The sequence below is a fragment of the Actinophytocola sp. genome (assembly GCF_009379765.1).
GTDB lineage: Bacteria > Actinomycetota > Actinomycetes > Mycobacteriales > Pseudonocardiaceae > Actinophytocola.
Map to the genome: position 1 here is coordinate 1 of NZ_WHTD01000129.1, position 23,398 is coordinate 23,398.

The 23,398-nt window shown below is 70.7% G+C and carries 16 protein-coding genes, 1 tRNA gene and 3 pseudogenes; 9 read left to right on the plus strand and 11 right to left on the minus strand.

The genetic code is table 11. The features are described 5' to 3' along the window. From GEV28_RS30695 to GEV28_RS30725, 7 genes are all read right to left on the minus strand, one after another. A partial coding sequence (locus GEV28_RS30695; RefSeq protein WP_291415950.1) for a hypothetical protein occupies positions 1-320 on the minus strand: 320 nt, incomplete at its 3' end. Between the two features lie 102 nt (positions 321-422). Further along, positions 423-1,058 carry a hypothetical protein gene (locus GEV28_RS30700; protein ID WP_291415951.1) on the minus strand — a complete coding sequence of 212 codons (636 nt, stop codon included), beginning with the start codon at positions 1,056-1,058 and terminating at the stop codon, positions 423-425. Then, a complete protein-coding gene (locus tag GEV28_RS30705; protein WP_291415952.1) occupies positions 1,051-1,485 on the minus strand; it encodes a thioesterase family protein in 435 nt (144 codons plus the stop codon). The genes GEV28_RS30700 and GEV28_RS30705 overlap by 8 nt, the downstream gene beginning before the upstream one ends. After that, on the minus strand, positions 1,485-6,470 hold the full coding sequence (locus GEV28_RS30710; protein ID WP_291415953.1) for an NAD-glutamate dehydrogenase: 4,986 nt from the start codon (positions 6,468-6,470) through the stop codon (positions 1,485-1,487). The genes GEV28_RS30705 and GEV28_RS30710 overlap by 1 nt, the downstream gene beginning before the upstream one ends. Before the next feature lie 127 nt (positions 6,471-6,597). Next, entirely contained in the window at positions 6,598-10,032 is a 3,435-nt protein-coding gene (locus tag GEV28_RS30715) for a hypothetical protein (protein WP_291415954.1), read from the minus strand. 17 nt (positions 10,033-10,049) lie between these two features. After that, a complete protein-coding gene (gene ettA, locus GEV28_RS30720; protein ID WP_291415955.1) occupies positions 10,050-11,726 on the minus strand; it encodes an energy-dependent translational throttle protein EttA in 1,677 nt (558 codons plus the stop codon). Positions 11,727-11,848: 122 nt separating this feature from the next. Next, positions 11,849-12,265 carry a single-stranded DNA-binding protein gene (locus GEV28_RS30725; protein ID WP_291415956.1) on the minus strand — a complete coding sequence of 139 codons (417 nt, stop codon included), beginning with the start codon at positions 12,263-12,265 and terminating at the stop codon, positions 11,849-11,851. Between the two features lie 251 nt (positions 12,266-12,516). Here GEV28_RS30725 and GEV28_RS30730 point away from each other — a divergent pair, with 251 nt between their 5' ends. The 3 genes from GEV28_RS30730 to GEV28_RS30740 are packed head-to-tail and all read left to right on the plus strand — an operon-like array spanning position 12,517 to position 14,930. Further along, a complete protein-coding gene (locus GEV28_RS30730) occupies positions 12,517-13,164 on the plus strand; it encodes a TetR/AcrR family transcriptional regulator (RefSeq protein ID WP_291415957.1) in 648 nt (215 codons plus the stop codon). Next, complete coding sequence (locus GEV28_RS30735) at positions 13,161-14,102, plus strand: ATP-binding cassette domain-containing protein (protein ID WP_291415958.1); 942 nt, start codon at positions 13,161-13,163, stop codon at positions 14,100-14,102. Before GEV28_RS30730 ends, GEV28_RS30735 begins: the two co-directional genes overlap by 4 nt. Before the next feature lie 12 nt (positions 14,103-14,114). Beyond that, complete coding sequence (locus tag GEV28_RS30740) at positions 14,115-14,930, plus strand: ABC transporter permease (RefSeq protein ID WP_291415959.1); 816 nt, start codon at positions 14,115-14,117, stop codon at positions 14,928-14,930. Between the two features lie 7 nt (positions 14,931-14,937). On the opposite strand, the gene GEV28_RS30745 is transcribed toward GEV28_RS30740, so the two are convergent. Then, positions 14,938-16,935 (minus strand): cytochrome c oxidase assembly protein, encoded by a 1,998-nt coding sequence (locus tag GEV28_RS30745; protein WP_291415960.1) that lies wholly within the window; start codon positions 16,933-16,935, stop codon positions 14,938-14,940. A 13-nt stretch (positions 16,936-16,948) separates the two neighbouring features. After that, positions 16,949-18,148, minus strand: coding sequence for an MFS transporter (locus GEV28_RS30750; RefSeq protein WP_291415961.1), 1,200 nt, complete (start codon positions 18,146-18,148; stop codon positions 16,949-16,951). A 97-nt stretch (positions 18,149-18,245) separates the two neighbouring features. Here GEV28_RS30750 and GEV28_RS30755 point away from each other — a divergent pair, with 97 nt between their 5' ends. Both GEV28_RS30755 and GEV28_RS30760 read left to right on the plus strand, forming a co-directional pair. Beyond that, positions 18,246-19,328, plus strand: coding sequence for a LacI family DNA-binding transcriptional regulator (locus GEV28_RS30755; RefSeq protein WP_291415962.1), 1,083 nt, complete (start codon positions 18,246-18,248; stop codon positions 19,326-19,328). A 111-nt stretch (positions 19,329-19,439) separates the two neighbouring features. Further along, positions 19,440-19,512, plus strand: a tRNA-Arg gene (locus tag GEV28_RS30760). A 27-nt stretch (positions 19,513-19,539) separates the two neighbouring features. Here the strand turns inward: GEV28_RS30760 and GEV28_RS30765 are convergent. Continuing rightward, a pseudogene (locus GEV28_RS30765) lies at positions 19,540-19,800 on the minus strand (tyrosine-type recombinase/integrase); the annotation flags it as partial. A gap of 245 nt (positions 19,801-20,045) precedes the next feature. Between GEV28_RS30765 and GEV28_RS30770 the strand changes: the two are divergent. From GEV28_RS30770 to GEV28_RS30785, 4 genes and pseudogenes are all read left to right on the plus strand, one after another. Then, the gene (locus GEV28_RS30770; RefSeq protein ID WP_291415963.1) at positions 20,046-20,654 is read left to right on the plus strand and encodes a helix-turn-helix transcriptional regulator; all 609 of its coding nucleotides are present in this window, start codon (positions 20,046-20,048) and stop codon (positions 20,652-20,654) included. Positions 20,655-20,837: 183 nt separating this feature from the next. After that, positions 20,838-21,669 (plus strand): annotated as a pseudogene (locus GEV28_RS30775) (transposase); the annotation flags it as partial. Positions 21,670-21,944: 275 nt separating this feature from the next. Beyond that, a complete protein-coding gene (locus GEV28_RS30780) occupies positions 21,945-22,475 on the plus strand; it encodes a dihydrofolate reductase family protein (protein WP_367115231.1) in 531 nt (176 codons plus the stop codon). Between the two features lie 175 nt (positions 22,476-22,650). After that, a pseudogene (locus GEV28_RS30785) lies at positions 22,651-23,097 on the plus strand (transposase); the annotation flags it as partial. A gap of 87 nt (positions 23,098-23,184) precedes the next feature. Here GEV28_RS30785 and GEV28_RS30790 read toward each other — a convergent pair. After that, a partial coding sequence (locus tag GEV28_RS30790; RefSeq protein WP_291415965.1) for a dihydrofolate reductase family protein occupies positions 23,185-23,398 on the minus strand: 214 nt, incomplete at its 5' end.

Genomic DNA, 23,398 nt, shown 5'->3' on the forward strand with positions numbered 1-23,398 from the left:
CCGGGGTCGTCGTAGGTCGGCGGGTCGGGGACTGGGGGCGGGTCCGGGGTCGGGTCGGGGGCGGGCTGGGCCTGGGCGGAGTCGCTGCTGAAGGCGCCCGTCGCCGCCAGGTAGGCCAGGCTCGGGCCGAAGGTCCACGCGGCGTTCTTGATCGCGTTCTTGCGGCGCTCCCGCGGGTCGGGCAGCGGCTCCGACTCGGTCGGGTGCTGGACGTGCCGCGGGCGCGCCGGACCCTCCTCCGGCTCCCGGCCGTCCCACCCGTCGTCGCGCGGCACGGTCTGGTCGAGGAAGCTGCGCGCCGGGTCGAAGTCCTCACTCATGTCCGTACGACTCCCTCCGACCGGGTTTCGGTCGCACCCGCGGGCCGATCGTAAGAATTCGGAAAGCCTCGGAAAGACATGGTCATCGTGCCACGGAAACCGCTACACGAGCAGGGGCAACAGCGCGTGCCGGCGGCGCACGACCGCGCCGAACCGGGCATCGATGCGCAACCAGGCGTCCGTGGCGGCCACCCGGACCTGCTCGTCGGCCGTGCCGGTGCCGAGGAAACCCATGCCGGACATGGCGAACAGGCACCGCAGCGGGATCTTGACATCGAGCCGGTCGCCGGTGACGGTGAGCACCGTCTGGTCGAGCAGTGACGCGGGCGGTGTGCCGTGCGGGCCCATGTTCTCCTTGGCGAGCTCGAGCCCGCGGTCGGCCAGGTCGGTGACGACCTTGGCCGGCAGCGACGCCACGACCTGCCAGTGTGCCTGCGGCGGCAGCGCCGAACGCCACTGCAGGTCCAGCACCGGACCCGGGTCGATCCGCTCGTCGCGCGACACCGCGAGCGCGGCCAGGAGCTCGTTGCCCGACACCGTCACGTCGTTCGGCTCGACCCGGCCCAGCACGGTCCGGGTGGCGAGCACGTCGAACGGGGTGGCGACCCACGAGTCGATCCGACCGTTCTCGCGGCCGCGCAGCCGCACCACCGCGCTGCCCTCCAGCCGCACGGCGCGGGCGACGAACGCGCCGAGGTCGTCGCGCTCGGACCGCTCGGTGAACTCCAGCTCAGGCACCGTTGCTCCCACTACGCCATGCGGCCAGGAAATCCTTCTCCGCCTCGGACATCCGGCGTGGGCGGCCACTCGCGAGGTCGTAGGGCACGAGCATGGTCTCCGCGGTCACCGCCACCGGATCCGTCTCCGATGGTCCATTGTGGACCTCGTAGTCCATGGTGAACGACGCGTTCCGCATCTCCCGCACCGACACCGCCACCCGCACGGTGGAGCCGTTGACGACGATCGGTGCGTGGTAGTCGACCACGATCCGCGCCACCACCACGCCCTTCGAGATGGCCTCCGCACCGCCGTGCCGGGCGGCCTCGCCGAACAGCAGCGCGATCCGCGCCTCCTCGAGCAGGGTCACGATGTTGGCATGGTTCACATGCCCGTACACGTCCATGTCCGACCAGCGCGGCCGGACCTCCGCAATGAACAGGCCCACTAGCGGACCATACTGCGCACCTGGCGGGCGGCGACCGACAAGGTGGCCAGATCGAGCCGACCGGACCGCTGGATCTCCTCCAGCGACATGCGGGCCCTGGCGAGCCGCGAGGCGTTGGTGTGCTCCCAGTTCGCGATCTTCTCGTCGGCCGACGTGCCAGGATCACTCTGCCGCAACACATCCAGCGTGATCGCGCGCAGCGACGAGTACATGTCGTCGCGGAGCGCGAGCCGGGCCAGCGCGTGCCAGCGGTTGCCCCGTTCCAACGCGCTGATCGAGGTGAGCATCGAGTCGATGTTGAGGTGGTCGGACAGCGCGTAGTACAGCTCGGCGGTCTCCCGCGGGCTGCGCTCGGTGTCCAGGCCCGCGTCGCGCTCGGCGAGCTCGGACACCTCGGTGATGTCGAGCAGCGAGTAGCCGTTGAGCAGCGACGCGGCCCGCACCGCGACCGCGGCCGGCACGCCCTGGCCGACGAGGTCCTCCGCGTGCTTGGCGATGGCGTCCCGCTCCGCGCCGCGCAGCAGGGTGCCGATGTCGGGGGCGAGCGCGGCGACAACCTTGTGGAACCGGTTGATCTCGGCCCCGACCGCGAGCGGCTGCGGCCGGTTGGACAGCAACCAGCGCGACGCCCGGTCCAGCAGCCGCCGGCTCTCGAGCATCAGCTCGTCCGCGGTGTCGGTCGGCACCACGTTGTCCAGCGCCCGGATGTCGGTCCACAGCGCCTGCAGGTCGTAGATCCGGGTGGCCGCGGTGAACGCGCGGACCGCGTCGGTGGCGCTCGCGTTCATCTCCTCGGCGAGCCGGAACGCATACGACACCCCGCCGCCGTCGACGACCTCGTTGACCACGAGGGTGGTGGTGATCTGGCGGCGCAGCGGGTGCTTCGGGATCGCCGCGGCGAACTCCTCGCGCAGCATGGTCGGGAAGTACTCCGGGAGCCGGCGTGCGAACACGTCCGCGTCGGGGAGCTCGCTGGCCAGCACCTCCTCCTTGAGCGCCAGCTTGACGTGCGCGAGCAGGGACGCGAGCTCCGGCGAGGTGAGGCCTTCGCGGGCCTTGTCCATCTCGCGGAACCGCGCTTTGGACGGCAACGCCTCGAGCTCGCGGTCCAGGCCGGTGCGCTCCTCCAGCGAGGTGACCAGCCGGGCCAGCACGGTCAGCATCGGCACGGCGTGCGCGCGAGACACCCCGAGCACGGCGTTCTGCCGGTAGTTGTCCGCGAGCACCAGGTCGCCGACCTCGTCGGTCATCGCGGCGAGCATCTCGTTGCGCTCCGCCTCGGCCAGCTGGCCGTGGGTGACCAGCTGGTCGAGCAGGATCTTGATGTTGACCTCGTGGTCACTGCAGTCCACGCCGGCCGAGTTGTCCAACGCGTCGGTGTTGACCTTGCCGCCGGCCTTGGCGAACTCGATGCGGCCGCGCTGGGTGAGACCGAGGTTCCCGCCCTCGCCGACGACCTTGACCCGCAGGTCCGCGCCGTTGACCCGGACCGCGTCGTTGGCCTTGTCGCCGACGTCGGCGCTGCTCTCGGTGCTGGCCTTGACGTAGGTGCCGATGCCGCCGTTCCACAGCAGGTCGACCGGCGCGAGCAGGATCTGCCTGATCAGCTCCGGCGGCGACAGCTTGTGCGTGCCCTCGGGCAGGCCGAGCGACTGGCGGGCCTGCTCGCTGATCGGGATCGCCTTGAGCGTGCGCGGCCAGACGCCGCCGCCGTCGCTGATGAGCGAGCGGTCGTAGTCGTCCCAGCTGGACCGCGGCAGCTCGAACATCCGCCTGCGCTCTGCGTAGGAGGTGGCCGCGTCGGGGGTCGGGTCGATGAACACGTGCCGGTGGTCGAACGCCGCGACGAGCCGGACGTGCTCGGAGAGCAGCACGCCGTTGCCGAAGACGTCGCCGGACATGTCGCCGATGCCGACGGCGGTGAAGTCCTCGGTCTGGGTGTCGGTGCCCAGCTCGCGGAAGTGCCGCTTGACGCTCTCCCACCCGCCGCGGGCGGTGATGCCCATGGCTTTGTGGTCGTAGCCGACCGAGCCGCCGGAGGCGAACGCGTCGCCGAGCCAGAAGCCGTAGCTCTTGGCGACCTCGTTGGCGATGTCGGAGAAGGTGGCGGTGCCCTTGTCCGCGGCGACGACCAGGTAGGTGTCGTCGCCGTCGTAGCGGACCACGTCCCTGGCCGGCACGACCTTGCCGGTGTGCAGGTTGTCGGTGAGGTCGAGCAGGCCGGAGACGAACATCCGGTAGCAGGCGATGCCCTCGGCGAGCCACGCCTCGCGGTCCGGGCCCGGGACGCCCGTCGGCGTGGGCGGCCGCTTGACCACGAAGCCGCCCTTCGCGCCGACCGGCACGATCACCGCGTTCTTCACCGCCTGCGCCTTGACCAGGCCGAGCACCTCGGTGCGGAAGTCCTCCCGGCGGTCGGACCAGCGCAGCCCGCCGCGGGCGACCGGCCCGAACCGCAGGTGCACGCCCTCGACCCGCGGGGAGTACACGAAGATCTCGAACCGCGGTCGCGGCTCCGGCAGGTCGGGCACGGCGTGCGGGTCGAGCTTGATGGCGAGGAACGGCCGCGGCGCGCCGTCGGCGTCGCGCACCCGGTAGTTGGTGCGCAGCGTCGCGCTGACGAGGCTCAGGAAGCTGCGCAGGATGCGGTCCGCGTCCAGGCTCGTGACCTCGTCGATCATCGCGGTGACCTCGGCGACCTGGTCGTCGACGGCCTCCTGGCGCTGGTGCTCGGCGAGGGTCGGGTCGAACCGGGTCTCGAACAGCCGGACCAGCGCGGTGGCCACGCCGGTGTGGCCGAGCACCGCGTCCTCGATGTACTCGGTCGAGTACGGGGTGCCGGCCTGGCGCAGGTAGCGGGCGTAGGCGCGGAGCAGGGCCGCCTGGCGCCAGCTGAGCCCGCCGCGAAGGACGAGCGAGTTGAACCGGTCGGACTCCGCGTCGCCGCGCCAGGTCGCGGCGAACGCCTCCTCGAACGCGGTGCGCAGCTCCTCGCGTTCCTCGGCGGAGCGGCTCTCGACGACCGACGGGTCGACCCGCAGGCCGAAGTCGTAGATCCACCACTTGGTGCCGTCCTCGCGGCGCAGGTCGTACGGGCGCTCGTCGACGACCTCGACGCCCATCTGCTGCAGCACCGGCAGCACCTGGGACAGCGTGACGCCGTGGCCCGCGAGGTAGAGCTTGAACCGGCGCTCCCCCGGCTCGGCGAGAGCCGGCTCGTAGAACGACAGGTCGAGGTCGCCCTCGTGCCGCAGGCCCTCGAGCCTGCGCAGGTCGGCGAGGGCCGCGACGGCGCCGAAGTCCTCCTTGTAAGCCTCGGGGAAGATGCCGGCGAACCGCTGGCCCTGCTCGGTGGCGGACTCCGCGCCGACGGTGACCGTGTCGTCGTCGGCGATCCGCTCGGTGCCCTCGGCGACCTGCTCGCGCTGCTCGGCGAAGACGGCCTCGACGAGGCGGTCGTCCCAGGTGCGCACGGCCTCGGTCATCCGGGCCTGGATGCGCGGGACGTCGACGTCGACGGCGAGCTCCGGGTCGGCGGTGTGCACGGTGAAGTGGACCTGGGCGAGCGCGGTCTCGCCGATCCTGGTCGAGAACTCGAGGTGCTTGCCGCCGAGCTCGTCGAGCAGCACGTCCTGCATCGCGATGCGGGACCTGGTCGTGTACCGGTCGCGGGGCAGGAAGACCAGGCAGCTGTAGAAGCGGCCGTACGGGTCCTTGCGCAGGAACAGGCGCAGCCTGCGGCGGTCGGCGAGGGCGATCACGCCGGTGGTTGTCTGGTAGAGCGAGTCGGTGCTGGTGGAGAACAGCTCGGAGCGCGGCCAGTTCTGGATGACCTCGAGCATCTTCTGGCCGGTGTAGGAGTCGAGCGGGAAGCCTGCCCGGTGGATCACCTCACGGACCCGCCTGCCGACGACCGGGATGTCGAGGACGTCCTCGTGCAGCGCGTTGATCGTGAAGACGCCCAGGAAGCGGTGCTCGCCGGTGACGACCCCGTCGGCGTCGAACGTCTTCACGCCGATGTAGTACGGGTAGGTCGAGCGGTGGACCGTCGACGGAGCGCTGGCCTCGGTGAGCACGAGGAGGTCGGTCGAGAGCGCCTGCGCGATGGCGTCCGGGCCCGCGGTGAGGCTGCGGGCGGCGAGGCTGTCCTGGCGGAGGATGCCCAGGCCGCTCGCGAGGACCGCCTTGAGCGCGCGCTGGTCACCGTCGCGGACGAGGTCGTAGCCGCGGTAGCCGAGGAAGGTGAAGTGGCCGTCGGCGAGCCAGCGCAGGAGCGCGGCACCCTCCTGGGCCTGGGCCTCGTCGATGGGCGGGCTCTGCTCGAGCTGGTCGGCGAGGGCACGGGCGGTGCCGGCCATCTTGTCGGTGTCCTCGACGACCTCGCGGACGTCGTTGAGCACGTTCTGGAGGCCGGTCTCGATGTCCCTGCCGCGGTTGGTGTCGGTGATGAGGTCGACCTCGATCGACATCCAGCTCTCGGCCAGCGCCTCCGGCGGCGGGTCGTCGGCCTCGGCGCTGGGCAGGACGTCCCGAAGCGCGCCGGCGACGTCCCGCCGGACGACGACGATCGGGTGGACGACGCGGTGGACCTGCAGCCCGCCGCGCACGAGCTCGGCGGAGACCGACTCGACCAGGTACGGCATGTCGTCGGTGACGACCTGTACGACGGTTCCCCCGGTGGACCACCCGTCCGTGGCCACGTCCGGGTTGAACACCCGCACGGCGGGCCGGCCGGGCACCCGCTGCTCGGCGAGGGCGCGATGGGAGCGCACGCTGCCGACGAGGTCGACCGGCTCGTGGTCGATGATCTCCTCCGGCGGGATGTACCGGTAGTAGAGCCGGATGAGGTCGGCGAGGTCCCCGGCGGCGCTCGCCGCCAGTTCGATGAGATCGTCCCGGGACTGTTCCGGGCTCTCCGGCCCGTTGGTGCCTTCGGGTGAACCGGTGGTTGAGCCCGTGCGGGTCCGGGTTCCAGTCGAGGTCATCTACGCGACTCCACGATTGGCGGCACGTCGGTGTGCCACATGCAGCACACACCTTAATCTGATCACGATTGGCTCTGGCGCTGCCGGCACCCTGAATCGTGCCAAGGGTAACGACCGTCGCGAGGGCTCATTCGGGCGATCGGTGCCGGCCCGAGGCCGGGTACTGGTGGTGCCAGTCGAGGAGCCGGTCAAAGGCTCCGAAATCGGTCTCCGGCGACGGCTCCGCGGGCTCCCACAGCGGCGCTGCGGGCTCCCGGTGCTCTGCCGCCGGCTCCCGGTGCGGTGGCTCCTCCCGCTCGAGGAGGGCCGCCTGTTCCTGCTGCTGCTGCTCCTCGGTCTCCTGATAGGCGGCGAGCGCCTCGGCGAGCAACCCGGCGATCGTGGCGGAGGAGCGCTCACCCCGACCGCGCCGCCAGGACCGGTGCCCGACGCCACCGGTGACTCCGGTGTCGCCCGACGTGGCGCCACCCGCGACAGCGGTGTCCCGACCCTCGCCGTCCGAGCCCGGGTCGGCAAGGCCGTCCCCGGCATCGAACGAGCCGCCCCCCGAGGCGGCGCCGCTTGGGCCGGTGGGCGCCACATCCGCGGCACCGTGAGCAGTGCCCGCCGAGGCGACGGGTGCCGTGTCGGTGCCGGTTGAGCTGTAGGAGGCCGCATCCGCCGCGCCGTGGCCAGTCGTACGGCGGCTGGTACCGAACAACTTGCGCTGTACCTCATCGGCGTCGGCCGCGCCTCCGCCGAAGGGGCTTCCGGCGCCGTCGGTCGAGGTGGGGCCGGTGGTGGTCGACGGCGGGGACAAGGGGGCCGGCTCGGCGGGGCTGGGCGGTGCGGGGTCCGGTGGCGTGCGCGGGGCGGGCTCCGGCCCGTCGGGGTCGGGGACGTCCGGGCGGGTCGGCGGCTCCGGGATCTCGTCCGGGTCGGGTGGGGTGGGGATCGACTGGCGGAGAAGCGCCGAGCCGTTGGTCATGTGGTCGTCCGCGGGGCGGGCCGGGGCGGGCAGCGGCGTCGACCTCGAGTCGGAGATGGGTGGGAGGCCGCCCGCGTTCAGGGCCGACATCATGCGCGCCAGCTCGGTCCTGGTCTGTTCGTAGGTCGAGGAGCCGTAGTCGGCGGCACCGTCCGCTCGTCCGCTCGCCGCGTCGGAGGTCGGGGGCGCCGCCGCGCCCGGGGTGTGGGACGCGGCCGGCTCGGGTGCGCCGGGGGCGTCGCCGGGTGACTGGGCCGCCGGCGTGGCGCGGTCGCCGGGGGTGGTCCCGGGTGGTTCGTAGGCGCTCGCGAAGCGGCTGCCGCTGGTTTCCCCGGTGGCCGCGGAGCTCTGGCTCGGATCGGGCTGTGCGGCGGAGCTGCCCGTCGGGGCGGGCTCGTCCGTGACCGGGCGCAGGGAGCTGAACGAGCGGTGGCCCGCCGGTGTGCTCGCGACCGCGTCGGGCGTCGGGGTGTCGGTGACGGGACGCAGAGAGCTCGCGGAGCGGTGTCCCGGCGCGGCGTCGTCGGGGACCGGGCGGAGAGTGCTCGCGGAGCGGTAGCCGCCCGTCTCGCCGACTGGTCGGGTGGGCTTGGCCGGACGCTCGCTCGGATCGGCGCGGCGTTTGCCGCCGCTGCCGGTGGGGATGCTCAGGGAGCTGATGATCGCTCGGCCGATGCGAAGGGTGTCGCCCACGTCCTCCAGCTCCGCCAGCGCTTCGACGGTGCGGAGGGGGTGGCTCAGGGGCTGGGTGCGTTCGCCCGGGCGCTTCTTCGGTTCCGCCGCCGGGGTGAGGGCGTGCCGTGCGGCCGTGAGGAGGGCTCTCGCGTCCACCGCGGGGGCGTCCGGGTTCGACTGGACCACGCCGGTGCTGATGCTCTGGCCGTTCGCCTCGCCCATCCACGCGGACTCGATGGCGGCCGCGAACTTCTCGGCCTGGTCGCGCGTGGTGTGCGGGAGGAGGACCGCCAGCTCGGTGCCGTCCGAGCGGGCCAGTTCGGCGTTGTCCGGAGCTATGTTGCGGACCCGGCCGACCAGCTCGCTCAGCTCGAAGTCGGCCGTCGTGCCGGAGGTCTTGGCCGGGTCGCCGGCGTTCGCGGCCTTACCGTTGTTCTCGAGGCGGACCAGGGTGAGCGCGACCGGGCGCTCGCCGTTGCGGACCGAGCGCAGGCGGCGGATCAGGCCTTCCTTGTTGAGCAGCCCGGTCGCCTCGTCGGTGGTGTCGGACCGCGGCACGCCGTCCGCCGCCGCGGAGGCCAACTCGCCCACGCTCGGCTCGGCATCCGCCGCCGCAGAGCGGTGGCTCTGCCAGCTCGGCTGTTGTGCCGGTACCGCGAAGATGGCGTCGCTCGTGGCTGGCGTCGCCGTGCTCGCCGTGCTCGCCGTCGTGCCCGCCGTCGTGCCTGCCGCCGGCTGGGCCGGGATGGCCGGCGCCGCCGTGATCGGGCCGCCCGCGGGGTGAACCACGTGGCGCAGCAAGGCGTTGACCGCCTTGGCGTCCCAGTCGGTGGCGCCCACCCCGGTGAGCACCTGGCGGCTCGCCCGCGCGATCGCGTGCAGGCGGCGCTGCTCGGCCGCACGGGCCGAGCGCAGCGACTCCAGCGCCTCCGTCGGGTGCCCTGCGGACTCGTCCAACCGGGACACCTCGGTGAGCGCGTCGGCGAGCAGCCCGTCCAACCCGTGCCGATCGGCCACCCACACGGCCTGGTCGAGCAGCCCGCGACCACGGTCGACCCGACCGGCCGGCAGATGCACGCGCGTCGAGACGGCGAGCATCAGCGCCCCGACCGCGGCCGCCGACGTCGCGCGGACCGGACCGGCCAGCACGTCCTCGGACGCCGACACGGCCTCGGCGAGCTCGCCTTCGTCCAGCAGCGCGCACACCAGTTCGAGCGCCAGCTGCGCGCGCAGCCGGTCGCTCTCTGCCCGCAGGCCGCGCAGGCGGCTCAGCTGGGCGAGACCCTCGCGGGCGGCGTTCACCGCGTCCTCGGTGTCGCCGTACCAGCGGTGGTACGCGGCCGTACGCACCGACAGCCTGGCCCGTTCCAGCCGCCGCGCGTCCGGGCTCAGGCCGTCATCGGCCCCGAGGAGGCGGTCGGCCTCGGCGAGCGCGTCCTCGATGTCGTCGCGGCGGCCGACGTGCGTGATGCAGCCGACCAGCCGGCCGAGCGCGATGGCCCGCACCGACGGCCGCGGCTCCGCGTCCTCGAGTACCGGCCGCAGGAACGCGCAGCCCAGCAACGGCTCGCCGACCTCCCGCGAGCACGCCGCGAGATCGAGCCGGACCGACATGGCGACCTCGGCCACGCCGGCGCCCTCGGCGAGGGCGAGCGCCGCGAACGCGGGCTCGACCGCATCGACGTAGTTGCTGATCCGCACGAGCCCGGCGGCGAGCACCGCCTGCGCCCGCATGGACAGCCCCTTGGCCTGGTCGACGTCACAGGTGCCGGACTGCTCGGCGGCGCCGACGATCAGCGCGCGACGGGCCAGCTGAACGGCCACCTCCGGCGCGCTGAAGCGCAGCGCCTCCGACGAGCGGACGAGTGCCGAGCACTCGCCCATCCCGCCGGCCGCCGGTTGTTCGTCCCAGGCCGCCACCACTCGGAGCCCCCAACCTAGTCCCGGGTCAGCTTGCGGTAGGTGACCCGGTGCGGACGCGCGGCTTCCTCGCCAAGGCGTTCGATCTTGTTCTTCTCGTAGCCTTCGAAGTTGCCCTCGAACCAGAACCACTTGGCGGGGTTCTCGTCGGTGCCTTCCCACGCGAGGATATGCGTCGCGACCCGATCAAGGAACCACCGGTCGTGGGAGATGACCACGGCACAGCCCGGGAACTGCTCCAACGCGTTCTCGAGCGAGCCGAGCGTCTCGACGTCCAGGTCGTTGGTCGGCTCGTCCAGCAGGATCAGGTTGCCACCCTGTTTGAGGGTCATCGCCAGGTTGAGCCGGTTGCGCTCGCCACCGGACAGCACGCCCGCCGGCTTCTGCTGGTCGGCACCCTTGAACCCGAACGCGCTGACATAGGCCCGGGAGGGCATCTCGACCTGCCCGACGTGGATGTAGTCCAGCCCTTCGGATACCACCTCCCACACGTTCTTCTTGGGGTCGATGCCGGCCCGTTCCTGGTCGACGTAGGACAGCTTGACCGTCTCGCCGATCTTGACCTCGCCGTCGTCCGGCTGCTCCAAACCGACGATGGTCTTGAACAGCGTCGTCTTGCCGACGCCGTTGGGCCCGATGACGCCGATGATCCCGTTGCGCGGCAGGCTGAACGACAGCCCGTCGATGAGCACCCGGTCGCCGAAACCCTTGCGCAGCTTGTCGACGTCGACGACCACGCTGCCCAGCCGGGGCCCCGGCGGGATCTGGATCTCCTCGAAGTCGAGCTTGCGGGTGCGTTCGGCCTCCGCGGCCATCTCCTCGTAGCGGTCCAGCCGGGCCCGGGACTTGGTCTGCCGCGCCTTGGCGTTGGACCGCACCCACGCCAGCTCGTCCGTCAACCGCTTCTGCAGCTTCTGGTCCTTCTTGCCCTGGACCGCCAGCCGCTCGGCCTTCTTCTCCAGGTAGGTGGAGTAGTTGCCCTCGTAGGGATGGGCCCGCCCGCGGTCGAGCTCCATGATCCACTGCGAGAGGTTGTCGAGGAAGTACCGGTCGTGGGTGACCGCCAGGACGGCACCCGGGTACTGGGCCAGGTGCTGCTCCAGCCACAGCACGCTCTCGGCGTCCAGGTGGTTGGTGGGCTCGTCGAGCAGCAGCAGGTCCGGCTTGGACAGCAGGAGCTTGCACAGCGCCACCCGGCGGCGCTCACCACCGGAGAGCACCTTGACGTCGGCGTCCGGCGGCGGGCACCGCAGGGCGTCCATCGCCTGCTCCAGCTGGGAGTCCAGGTCCCAGGCGTCGGCGTGGTCGAGGTCTTCCTGAAGTTTGCCCATCTCCTCCATGAGCTCGTCGGAGTACTCGGTGGCCATCTTCTCGGCGATCTCGTTGAAGCGGTCGAGCTTCTGCTTGATCTCGCCGACACCTTCCTCGACGTTGCCGAGGACGGTCTTGTCTTCGGTGAGTGACGGCTCCTGCTGCAGGATGCCGACGGTGTACCCGGGGGACAGGAACGCCTCGCCGTTGTTGGGCTGGTCCAACCCGGCCATGATCTTGAGCACGCTGGACTTACCGGCACCGTTGGGACCGACCACGCCGATCTTCGCGCCGGGGTAGAACGCGATGGTCACGTCATCGAGGATGACCTTGCCCCCGTGCGCCTTGCGCACCTTTTTCATGGTGTAGATGAACTCGGCCATGGCCGCGATCGTAGAGCGGTCCGCACACGGCCGTGACCGCGGAGTGGCGCAACGGCGCTGACGATCTTCCCCTGATCGCCGTTACCGCGGGGATACCCGTCGATCGAGTGCGTCCGGCCGCGTCAGGCGGCGGCGACCACCTCCTCCGCCGATGTGCCGGTACTGACCGCGGCGAGGCTGCCTCGTCGCTCCACGACGACCGAGCACCAGGCCAGATCGGGCCCGATCGCGCGGGCGTCGAGCTCGTTGCTGATGCGCCGCTCGCCGTTGGACGCGGTGTACTCCCGCACGAAGTAGCGGCCCATGACCACCACGCTGTCGCCCTTGGCCAGCGACAGGCGGACGCCCTCGGCGACCCGGCGCCAGCAGTTGACGGTGAGGACGACCTGGTCGCCGTCGCCCCACTCCTGCCGGTCGCGGTCGAACCGGCGCTCGCGGGCGCCCAGCCGGAAGCTCATCTTCTCCTCCCCGCTCGGGAAGGTGTGCCGGGTGAGCTCGCTGAGGACCTTGCCGGCCACGGTCAGGTGGGTCTCGAACATCGTCTCGTTCCTTTCGGTGGGGGCGGCGGGTCGGGGCGCCGCTGTCAGAACCCACAGTGCCGCGAAGAACCGACGGGTGGGGCGGCGAGGCCGCCGGCTGTGGACTACCGGCTCGGTGTGGACAAGTGGGTCGCGAAGGCGGCGTCGACGAGCGGAGATGTCGGTGGGTCGTGCTATGTGGCGAGCGCCACATAGATGAGTGAGTCCTCACTCATTGACATGAGTGAGGACTCACTCATACAGTGGGTGCCATGGTCGAGGACGAGAAGAGGCGCCGGGCTCCCGCGATGACGCTGGAGCAGCGACGCGAGGCGATCGTGGCGAGCACCGTGCCGTTGCTCGTCGAGCACGGCGGCGCGGTGACGACGAGCCAGATCGCGGCAGCGGCCGGCATCGCCGAGGGCACGGTGTTCCGTGCGTTCAAGGACAAGCAGGAACTGCTGGTCGCGTGCATGCGGGCCGGGCTGAACTCCGACGAGGAGGTCGCCCACATCGAGGGCATCGAGCGGGCCCTGCCCCTTGCCGACCGGCTGACCGAGGCGGTGCGCGCGATCAGCGGCTACCTCGACCGCATCTGGCAGGTCGGCCAAGCCCTGCAGGCGGCCGGCATCAGCCGCGAGGCCATGCACGACCGCATGCACGGCGACGAAGGGCGGGCGAAGAGCCCGGAGAACGGTCCGCCGCGGGAGATGCTGCGGGTCAACGACGCCATGTCGGGCCTGTTCGGCCCCGACGACCTGCGTCTCCCCCCGGCGCATTCCGCCCGCCTGCTGCTCGGCCTCGTACTCACCAACCGGATGGGCACCAACTTCGGCACGTCGGTCTCCGAGCCCGCCGAGCTGGTCGACCTGTTCCTGCACGGAGCCATCAGAACGGACCACAGAGGGGAACCATCATGACCGAGGCGATGATCGAGGTCGAGGACGTCAGCAAGACCTTCGACGCCGTGACCGCGCTGGACGGCGTGAGCCTGGCCGTGCCGCGCGGCAGCGTGCTCGGCCTGCTCGGCCACAACGGCGCCGGCAAGACCACGCTGGTCAACGTGCTCACCACGATGCTGCCGCCCACCAGCGGCCGCGCCAGGGTGGCCGGCTACGACGTCGTCGGCCAGGCGCACGAGGTCCGCAGCCGGATCGGCCTCACCGGCCAGTTCGCGGCCGTCGACGAGGGCCTGTCCGGCACCGACAACCTGGTGCTGATCGCCCGCCTGCTCGGCGCGAGCAGGCGCGACGCCAAGGCCCGCGCGGACGAGCTGCTGGCCCTGTTCGACCTCACCGACGCCGCCGGGCGGCCGGCCCGCACCTACTCCGGTGGCATGCGACGCCGACTCGACCTCGCCGCAAGCCTGGTCGGCCGGCCGGACGTGATCTTCCTCGACGAGCCGACCACGGGCCTGGACCCGGTGAGCCGGATCGGCCTGTGGGAGATCGTCGAGAACCTGGTCGGCGACGGCACCACGGTGCTGCTGACCACCCAGTACCTGGACGAGGCCGACCGGCTGGCCGACGCGATCACCGTGCTGGCCGACGGCCGGGTCGTCGCCGCCGGCACCGCCGCCGAGCTCAAGGCGCAGGTCGGACGGCGCGCCGTGCACGTCACGCTGGCTACGGCCGCCGACGCGCCCGCCGCCATGGGCACGCTCGAGAAGGCCGGCCTGCAGCCGGTGCACGACGAGCCCAACAACGCCGTCAGCACCTCCGTGAACGCCTCCACCGACCTCGCGGTCGTGGTCCGCGCGCTCGACGAGGTCGGCATCGAGGTCGCCGAGCTGGCCCTGACCGAACCGAGCCTGGACGACGTGTACCTCGCCCTGGCCAAGAACAAGATCGCAGCCTGAGGGGACCCGACCATGACCACGATGACACTCGACACCGGACGCTGGCAGGGCACCGGGCTCGCCAACCAGATCGGCATCCTCACCGGCCGGTCGATGCGCGCGCTGCTCGGCGACCCCAAGCTCGTGATCTTCAGTGTCCTGCAGCCGCTGATCATGCTGCTGCTGTTCAGCCAGGTCTTCAGCGGCATCGCCGGCACCGCGGGCTTCCCGCCCGGCGTCAGCTACATCGACTACCTGATGCCGGCGATCCTGGTCACCACCGGCGTCGGCGCGGCGCTGCAGTCCGGCATCGGCCTCGTGACCGACATGAAGAACGGCGTGCTCGGGCGGCTGCGGTCGCTCCCGATCAACCACAGCTCGGTGCTCGTCGCGCGAAGCCTCGCCGACCTCATCCGCACCGCCATCCAGCTGGTGATCCTGCTGGTCGCCGCGGTCGTGCTGTTCGGCTTCTCCCCCGCGGGCGGCGTGCTGGGCGTGCTGCCGGCGTTCCTGCTGGCGCTGGCCGTCAGCTGGTCGCTGAGCTGGGTCTTCCTGGCCATCGGGGCGTGGCTGCGCAACGCGGAGACCATGCAGACGGTCGGCTTCCTGGCGATGTTCCCGCTGATGTTCGCCTCCAGCGCGTTCGTGCCGGTGGACGGGCTGCCGGCGTGGCTGCGGGTGATCGCGACGGTCAACCCGCTGACCTACGCGGTCGACGCCTCACGTGACCTGGCGTTGGGCGTGCCGGTGGGCACCGGTGTGCTGGGCGCGCTCGCCGCGAGCGGCGGGCTGTTGATCGTCGGGTTCGTCGCGGCGGTGCGCGGGTTCCGGCGGCCGCCGGTGGCCTGACCGGGGCTCAACGATTGTCCTCGGAGAGCTTGCGGAGCATCGCGTTGTAGGCCGCACGGTCGGCGTCGCCCTCGGCGTCGGCCTTGCGGTCCTGCCGGCGGGCCTCCCGGTCGTCGGCCCTTGCCCACTGGACGAGGAGCGCCACCAGCACGATCAGCAGGGGCACCTCACCCGCGGCCCACGCGATACCGCCGCCGAGCCGCTGGTCGGCCAGCAGATCGGCGGCCCACGGCAGGCCGAGGCTCTGGTAGAACTGCTCGCCGATGATCGTCTGCTGGCTCATCAGGATCACGCCGAAGAACGCGTGGAACGGCAGCGAGGCGAACACCATGCCGAGCCGGGCGAGATGCGGCAGGCGCCGCGGCGCCGGGTCGATCCCGATCACCGGCCAGTAGAAGACGTAGCCCACCATCAGGAAGTGGGCATTCATCAGAAGGTGTGCCCAGTGCTTCTCCAGGACGGAGTCGAACAGGCCGGAGAAGTACAGCACGTAGAACGAGCCGACGAACAGAACCAGCGCGACCACCGGATGGGTGAGCACCCGCGACACCGGTGAGCGGACCACGGCGAGCAGCCACTCCCGCGGGCCGGGCGCCCCGTCCTTGCCGGCCACGGGTAACGCGCGCAGCGCAAGGGTCACCGGCCCGCCCAACACCAGCAGCACCGGCGCGAGCATGGACAGCATCATGTGGGTTTCCATGTGGATGCTGAACATCGCCGGCGCGTAGCGGCCGAACCCGGACGACGTGGCGACGAGGATCGTGGCGCAGCCGAGCAGCCATGCGATCGTCCGGCCGACCGGCCACGCGTCTCCCCTGGCCAGCAGCCTGCGCACGCCGAGCAGGTACAGCACCGCCAGAGCGATCGCCAACGTGCCGTAGATGAGGTCGAACCGCCAGTCGGTGAGCAGCGCGCCGAGCGTCGGCGGCCCGTCGAGCGGGTAGCCGAGCTGCAGCTCCACCCGGTCCGGGCTGTAGGGCAGACCCGGCGGTGGCGTCCGGGCGAGTGCCGAGGCGATGCCGATGGTGAGGCACATGACCAGCACCTCGACCGCGGCCAGGCGGACCAGCGCGCGGCTCGTCCCGCCCTCCTCGATCGCACGCACGCCCTTCAGCCGCTGCATCAGGCCGAAGCCGCCGAGCAGGATCAGCGCGGCGGTCTTGGCGACCACGAGCAGGCCGTAGTCGGTGGTGAACAGGTCCGCGAGGGGGATCCGCACCCACACGTTGAGCACGCCCGACGCGGCCATGACGATCCAGCAGACGAGCGCGGTGGCCGAGAACCGGACCGCGGCCAGGCGCAGCGCGGGCCCGCTCGTGACCCGTCGGCCGAACACCAGCAACGCCACCAGCCCGCCGACCCACAGTGCGGCGGCGACGATGTGGAACAGCATGCTGTTGCTCGCCAGGTCGTGCTGGCCGCCGCTCGACGAGTGCCCGGTGACCGGCACCGGCAGGAGGCCGAACACGGCGAGGACGAACAGCGCCGCGATCGATCGCCAGGACAGGGCGAACCGGCAGCCGACCGCGACCAGCAGCGCGACCACGGCGGTGACCAGCCATGCCTTGGGTTGTTCGAGGTCGCCGAGCAGGCTCAGCAGCATGTTGTTCTTCAGCACGTCCGACACGGGCTTGGCGATGGAGTCCGCCTCGTTGAACGGCACCGCGACCAGCGCCGCGAAGAACCACAGCACCGCCGCCCAGGAGGCAGTGCGCAGCGCCGCGTAGCCGCCGACATCGAGGATCCCGGACTTCTGCGGCGCCACCATGAACGCGGCGAACAGCAGCGACCCGACGGTCAGCACGCTGCCGATCTCGGCCAGCACCCGGACCACGGTGAGGCCGTAGAGGTTGACCGGACCGGAGTCACCCGCGGTGACCGAGAGGAGCGCGACCGCGGTGAGGACCGCGAGCAGCGCGCCGATGACGATCAGTGGCAGAACGCCGGCCGTGGCGCCGGTTCGGGCGGGCGCGGTCGCCTTCTTCGGCGAACTGTCGACGGACACGTCTAGAGGGTAGTCACCGATGGTTGAGCGCCGGCTCCCGCTCGGCTGCTTCGGCCGCGCGCCGGCGTGCGGCGGCCGCGGCCAGTGCCACCGGCGCGATCAGCGCGGCGATGATGCCGGCGAAGCCGATCGCGACCTCGAGGTTGGTGAGCTGCGCGACGCCGCCGATCATCGGCGGGCCGATGAGGAAGCCGCTGTAGGCGATGGTGGTGACGAAGCCGATCTCGCGCTCGCCGCCGGTCCCGTCGCCGCGCCTGCCGACCGCGCCGGCCAGGTTGAGCGCCACCGGGAACGCGAACGCGAGCCCACCGCCGGCCAGCGCGAACCCGACGTAGGCGACCGCGCTCGACGGGATGATCGCGGTGGCCAGCAACCCGACGCCCGCGACGAGCGCGCCGCCGACCAGTATCCGGTCCGCGCCCCAGCGGCGTTCGGCCTGCTCACCGAAGAGCCGGACGAGCCCCATCGCGACGCAGAAGACGGAGAAGGTGACCGCCGCGGCGGCCTCGTCCATACCCCGCTCGCGGACCGCGAACAGGGCCGACCAGTCGCCGCTCGCGCCCTCGACGATGGCCGAGCACAGCGCGATCATGCCGAGCAGCCACAGCACCGGGCGGCGCAGCATGCGGCGGTCGGTGCTTCCGTGCTCCGCAGGGTCGGCGGCCTGCTCCTCGCGCGGGACGTACCGGACGACCGCCGCGGTCACGGCGATCGTGAGCACGGACACGACGAGGAAGTGGCTGAGCAGCGAGATCTCGTGGCCGGCGGCGAACGCGGCACCCACCGAGCCGCCGAGCGCGCCGAAGCTGAACCCGGCGTGGAAGACCGGCATGAGCGGGCGCTCGGTGCGCCGCACGACGGTGACCGCGGCGACGTTCATGGCGACGTCGAGCATGCCGACACTCGCGCCGAGAAGGATCAGGGCGAGCCCGAGCTGCAGCGGCGAGCCGACCGTGGCCATCAGCGGCAGCACGACCACCGTGGCCAGCGCGGACACCGCCACGAGCGCGCGGGCGCCGAAGCGGGCACACCAGCGGCCGGTCATCGACGCGGCCGCGATCATGCCGAGGCTGGCCCCGAGCAGGGCCAGCCCGAGCTGCCCGGGGTTCGCGCCGATCTGCTCGGCGACCGTGGGCATGCGTGGCGCCCACGAGCCGACGACCGCGCCGTTGAGCGCGAAGGTGACGAACACCGCCCAGCGTCCCGACCCCACCCCGGTCTCCCCTCCGTAGCCATCCGGGTCGAGGCTAGCTGAAGCGCTTCAGTGATCGCTACGCTTTTCGGACGCGAACGGGACTTAGGCTTGACCGGTGAGCCAGGACCGGGTACGCCGACCCACCCTGGACACCATCGCCCGTCAGGTCGGGGTGTCCAGGGCGACGGTGTCGAACGCGTACAACCGGCCGGACCAGCTGTCCGCGACGCTGCGGGAGCGGATCATCGCCACCGCCAAGGAGCTGGGGTACGCCGGTCCGGACCCGGTGGCGCGGTCGCTGGCCACACAACGGGCCGGCTCGGTGGCGTTCATGCTGTGCGACGGCCTGTCCTCGGCGTTCTCCGATCCGGCGCTGTGCATCATGCTCGACGCCCTCGCGTCTACTGTGGACAGCGGGGACCGGGCGTTGCTGCTGCTCCCGGGCATCGGCGACGGCGGCCCGCGGGCAGAGAGCGTCATCCGCGCGCAGACCGACGTGGTGGTGGCCTACTCGCTGCCCGACGACGCTCCCGCGCTGCGGGCGGTGCGGGAGCGGAACCTGCCGCTGGTGGTCGTCGACCAGCCGGTTCTGCCCGGCTCGGCACGGGTGCAGGTGGACGACTTCGAGGGCGCGTTCCTCGCCGCCCGGCACGTAGCGGCGTTGGGGCACCGCCGGGTGGCGATCCTGGGCTTCGCCGTGAGCGCCGACGGCTACCGGGGTCCAGGAAGTCCACAAAGGACCGGATCGGCACACTTCCGGGTGACCCTCGACAGGATCGCCGGATACCTGAAAGGGCTGGCTGAACAGGGTATCGTCGCCGATGAGGTGCCGCTCTGGGAGGCGCCGGGCAGTGTCCGGGAGTTGGGCAGGGAGGGCGCCAGGTGGCTGTTCGGGCTGCGGCCGAGGCCGACCGCGGTGCTGTGCATGTCCGACGAGCTCGCCCTCGGCGCCATGCGGGCGGCCGACGACCTGAGGCTGTCCGTGCCCGGGGAGGTGTCCATCGTGGGTTTCGATGACACTCCCGCCGCGAGCTGGTGCGATCCGCCGCTGACCACCGTGCGCCAGGACCTCGTCGAGAAGGGCAGACAGGCCGGCGAGCTGGCGCTGCGGGTGCTCGACGGCGCGAGACCGGGCAGACCGATCACCATCGGGGTGGAACTGCAGGTCCGGGGCTCGACGGGCCCCGTGCCCAACTGAGCCGGGCCAACATCACACCCCCGATCTGAGCCGATTCGGAAACGACCGAGCGGTTCGGAGCGATCAGACCCAGGGGCAGCATCCTGCCGTTCGGCAGGTGCGGCCCGCCATGCCCTCGTAGCTCAGCGGAAAGAGCAGGAGCCTTCTAAGCTCTGGGTCGCAGGTTCGAGTCCTGCCGGGGGCACTCTCTCTGACCTGGTCACGGCGTTGATCAAGACAGACTGTCCTGATCAACATGACCTTTACCCGTCCTTTTCGGTTCGATCATGGGCATCGCTTCGGTGCTGCCCTCCCCCGCCACGTGCCGGTCCATGTACTCGTCCTGAGTCGTAGAAATGCGATCGTGACCCAGATAATCGGCGATCTGCCGTGCGGTCCAACCGGCCGTGTCGAGGCGCGTCGACACAAAGTGCCGGAAGGTGTGCGGATGCAGGCCAACCCAGGCCGTGTCTTCGACTGCCGCGCGGAGCTGCTTGCGGAGGTTGTCCGGGTCCCTGCTCGTTCGGCCGCGGCTTCACGAACAACACCACCACGTACTGCGACGCACCGTTGTAGTCCGTCACGACCTCCCGCTCGCCGTTCTCGCCCTCACGCATCTTGAGCGTCGGAGCCTCGGTGACCAGCACCTTGTGCCCGGACAGCTCAACTGGGATGTTCCGCAACTTGTCCTCTGTGGGACTTTTTGTCCCCTCTGGTCGGTAAGGGGTCACCCACGCGATGAACATCGCGGAGTTGATCAAGACGCGCCGAACAGAGCGAGGACTGACCCAGGCTGACCTGGCAGCCCAAGCCGGCGTCGACAAACGCCAGATCAGGCGATACGAGGTAGGCGAGGTCCAACCAACGCTTTCGGTCGCGCCAGCCATCGCACGCGCGCTAGATCTCACGCTCGATGAGCTTGCTGGCGAGGCCGGGCCACGGCGCGTCGATCTCGCCGGTGACTGGTGGGCGTCATGGCAGACGTCCAAGGATGGCGAGGAGGTCATCACGGCGTTGGAAGTCCGGATGACCCAGCGCGCCGACCATATCGAGGTGCAGACGACGACCCGCGGCATCGATGTCGAAGACGGTGGCTACCACTGGCGCGGCGAATTGCGGCTCTGGGACAACGAGCTCCTCATGGGCTGGTACGCCGCGGCGGAAGGGGGCGTCCGATCCAAGGGCACCATGTACTTCGTCCTCCATCCGCACGGCGTCAACATGCGGGGGCGATGGGTTGGTCTTAGCTACGACGGCAAGATCCAGACCGGCTGGGGCGCCGTGGGCAAGTCCGAGGAGGACGCCCGCGCCGTAATCGAGGAGCTGAAACGGGATGCCGGAACCTGATGCTTGCGAGATCGTCGTCACCGCGCCTGACCAAACGTGGCTTGCCCGGGAGCAATGATCAGAACCTGTGGATGGTCCTCAGCGAGGTGACGTGAAGGGGCGCACCTTCCCGAGGAAGATCTGGAAGCCGTAACAAGTTTTGATCAAGGCCGACGTTGCCGCGTCGGTCGGGAAGGTATGCCCATGCTCGCCGTAGTTCCTGAACCTGCTTCTGGCGACGACCGCCAGCCGGGTGGCTCGTCGTTGATCGATGAGATCGTGCGCGAAGGCGCCCGGCGAATGCTGGCCGAAGCACTGCAAGCCGAGGTTGACACCTACGTCGCGCCGTTCGCCGACGAGCGCGACGAACACGGCTACCGGCTGGTGGTGCGCAACGGCTCGCATCAGCCGCGCGAGGTGCTGACCAGCGCGGGCGCGGTGCAGGGTTCGCGCGCCGCGGGTCAACGACAAGCGCGTCGACGCCGACACCGGGCAGCGGCAGCGGTTTCCTCGGCGATCCTGCCGTCGTGGGCACGCAAGACCCGAAGATCACCGAGGTGCTGCCGCTGCTGCTGTACCTGCACGGCCTCTCGTCCGGGGATTTCGTGCCTGCGCTGGGACAGTTCCTCGGCTCGGCCAAGGGGTTGTCGCCGGCGGTGATCACGAAGCTGACTGGGCAGTGGAAGACCGACCGGCGGACCTTCGCCGAGCGGGACCTGTCCGAGGTGGACTTCGTGTTTCTGTGGGCTGACGGCAACATCCGCCTCGAAGGGCACCAACTCTGCCTGCTCGTGATGATCGGGGTGCGCGCTGACGGCCGCAAAGAACTCGTCGCCCTGGCCGACGGCTACCGCGAATCGACCGAGTCGTGGGCGGACCTGCTGCGCGACTGCCGCCGCCGCGGCATGCGCGCCCCCGGTGCTGGCCGTCGGCGATGGAGCGCTCGGGTTCTGGGGCGCGCTGCGCGAAAGTGTTCGGCGAAACCCGCGAGCAGCACCGCTGGTTCCACAAGACCGCCAACGTCCTGGCGGCGCTGCTGATTGTGACGGTGTGAAGTGACCGCGGATGTTCGTGTGTGCGACCGCACTTGCGCATCAAGTTCATGATCAATGTTGGGGTGTGAAGTGACCGCGGTGGGTTGACGCCGAGGCCGCAAGTGTCCTGTCCTCGTGAAGCTGCTGTGGGCTCACCCGGTGTCCTTCGCCATCGAAAACAACGCGGGGCGATGAGTTCTCGCTGCCCGCGCGGTCTATCCCAGCAACAGCACAACTACCTCTTGGAGAGCAGCTCATGGCAACGGTGCACACAGGTATGACTATGTCGTTGGACGGCTTCGTCGCTGATCGCAGGGGCAGCACGGCGCGGCTGTCCGATCCTGCCGCCTCCAGCGGCAGTGAGTACATGACCGCGCTGATCCAGGCAACCGGTGCGGTCGTCATGGGCAAGCGGTCGTTTGCGATGGCTGAGGATCCGGACTGGTTTGTCGGCAACTACGAGTTCCAGGTCCCCATCTTCGTGCTCACCCACACGCCGGCGCCGGCCATGCCCAAACAGGACGAGCATCTGACCTTCACGTTCGTGACCGACGGGATCGCCTCGGCGATCGCCAAGGCGAAGGCGGCCGCCGGGCAACGGGTGGTCCAGGTGCTCGGCGCCAGCGTGGTCCAGCAGGTCCTGCGGGCTGGGCTCGCCGACGAACTGCACGTCGATGTGGCACCGGTGTTGCTGGGCGCCGGGCTGCGGCTGTTTGACGACCCGGATCTGGAGGGAGTCGCTCTCAAAAAGGTCGGTGTGCAGGAGGTCGGGGAGGTCGCCTCGCTCCGTTTCCTGGTCGTCAAGTAGCTCTACTCCACTTCGACGTCGGTGGCATCGGTGCTCCCACCGCCCGAACACACGCAGCCGCCCGCCGCAAGGGTTCACCTGCGGTCAAATGCCACGAACACCAAACATCCTGGCCGCACCAGGTGCGGTCAGCACCAACCAACAACCGCGGTCACAACACGCGGACGAAACCACGCTGCCCAAGTCCGCGCACCCGGGCGCGAAGAAGGCCCTCGCCGAGATCTGGAACGCCGAGGACAAGCAACACGCCCTCGCCGTCAAGAAGTTCGAGGCCGCCTACGGCGCCAAGTTCGGCAAGGCCGTCGCCAAGATCACCGACGACCTGGACGAGTTGCTGGCGTTCTACGACTACCCCGCCGACACTGGGTCCACCTGCGCACCACCAACCCCGATCGAATCCACCTTCGCCACCGTCCGGCTCCGCACACGAGTCACCAAGGGCCCCGGTTCCCGCGCCGCCGGCGTCGCGATGGCCTTCAAGCTCGTCGAGTCCGCCCGGCACCGCTGGCGCGCGGTCAACGCACCCCACCTGGTCGCCCTGGTCCGCGCCGGCGCGAGGTTCGAGAACGGCCAGCTCGTCGAACGACCCGACGAATCAGGAGGTGATCAGCAAGGCGCGTGACCAGGGCGGCCATGAGACCGGTCGGTATGTCGGGCACAGGGAACTTCCGGGTCAGGTTCGGCTGCTTGACGGGGGGCATGGATGGACTCAGACATGCAGGGTGGGCCGGTAGATGAGTTCTTGGGTGTGGCCGTCGAGCGTTCGGCTCTCGATCAGCTCGAGGTCGACGTCGGCCGCATCCTGGAAGATCGGGTCCACTCCGGTCTGACCGGTGAGCACAGGGAAAAGCGTCACCTGGACGCGGTCGACTAGGCCAGCGGCCATCAGCGAGCGGTTCATCGACAGGCTGCCGTGGGAGCGC

Excerpts from the sequence above, each read along its gene's own strand:
- GEV28_RS30710 (WP_291415953.1), bottom strand. The coding sequence starts at position 6,470 with ATGACCTCGACTGGAACCCGGACCCGCACGGGCTCAACCACCGGTTCA.
- ettA (WP_291415955.1), bottom strand. The coding sequence starts at position 11,726 with ATGGCCGAGTTCATCTACACCATGAAAAAGGTGCGCAAGGCGCACGGG.
- GEV28_RS30725 (WP_291415956.1), bottom strand. The coding sequence starts at position 12,265 with ATGTTCGAGACCCACCTGACCGTGGCCGGCAAGGTCCTCAGCGAGCTC.
- GEV28_RS30730 (WP_291415957.1), top strand. The coding sequence starts at position 12,517 with ATGGTCGAGGACGAGAAGAGGCGCCGGGCTCCCGCGATGACGCTGGAG.
- GEV28_RS30735 (WP_291415958.1), top strand. The coding sequence starts at position 13,161 with ATGACCGAGGCGATGATCGAGGTCGAGGACGTCAGCAAGACCTTCGAC.
- GEV28_RS30740 (WP_291415959.1), top strand. The coding sequence starts at position 14,115 with ATGACCACGATGACACTCGACACCGGACGCTGGCAGGGCACCGGGCTC.
- GEV28_RS30770 (WP_291415963.1), top strand. The coding sequence starts at position 20,046 with ATGAACATCGCGGAGTTGATCAAGACGCGCCGAACAGAGCGAGGACTG.
- GEV28_RS30780 (WP_367115231.1), top strand. The coding sequence starts at position 21,945 with ATGACTATGTCGTTGGACGGCTTCGTCGCTGATCGCAGGGGCAGCACG.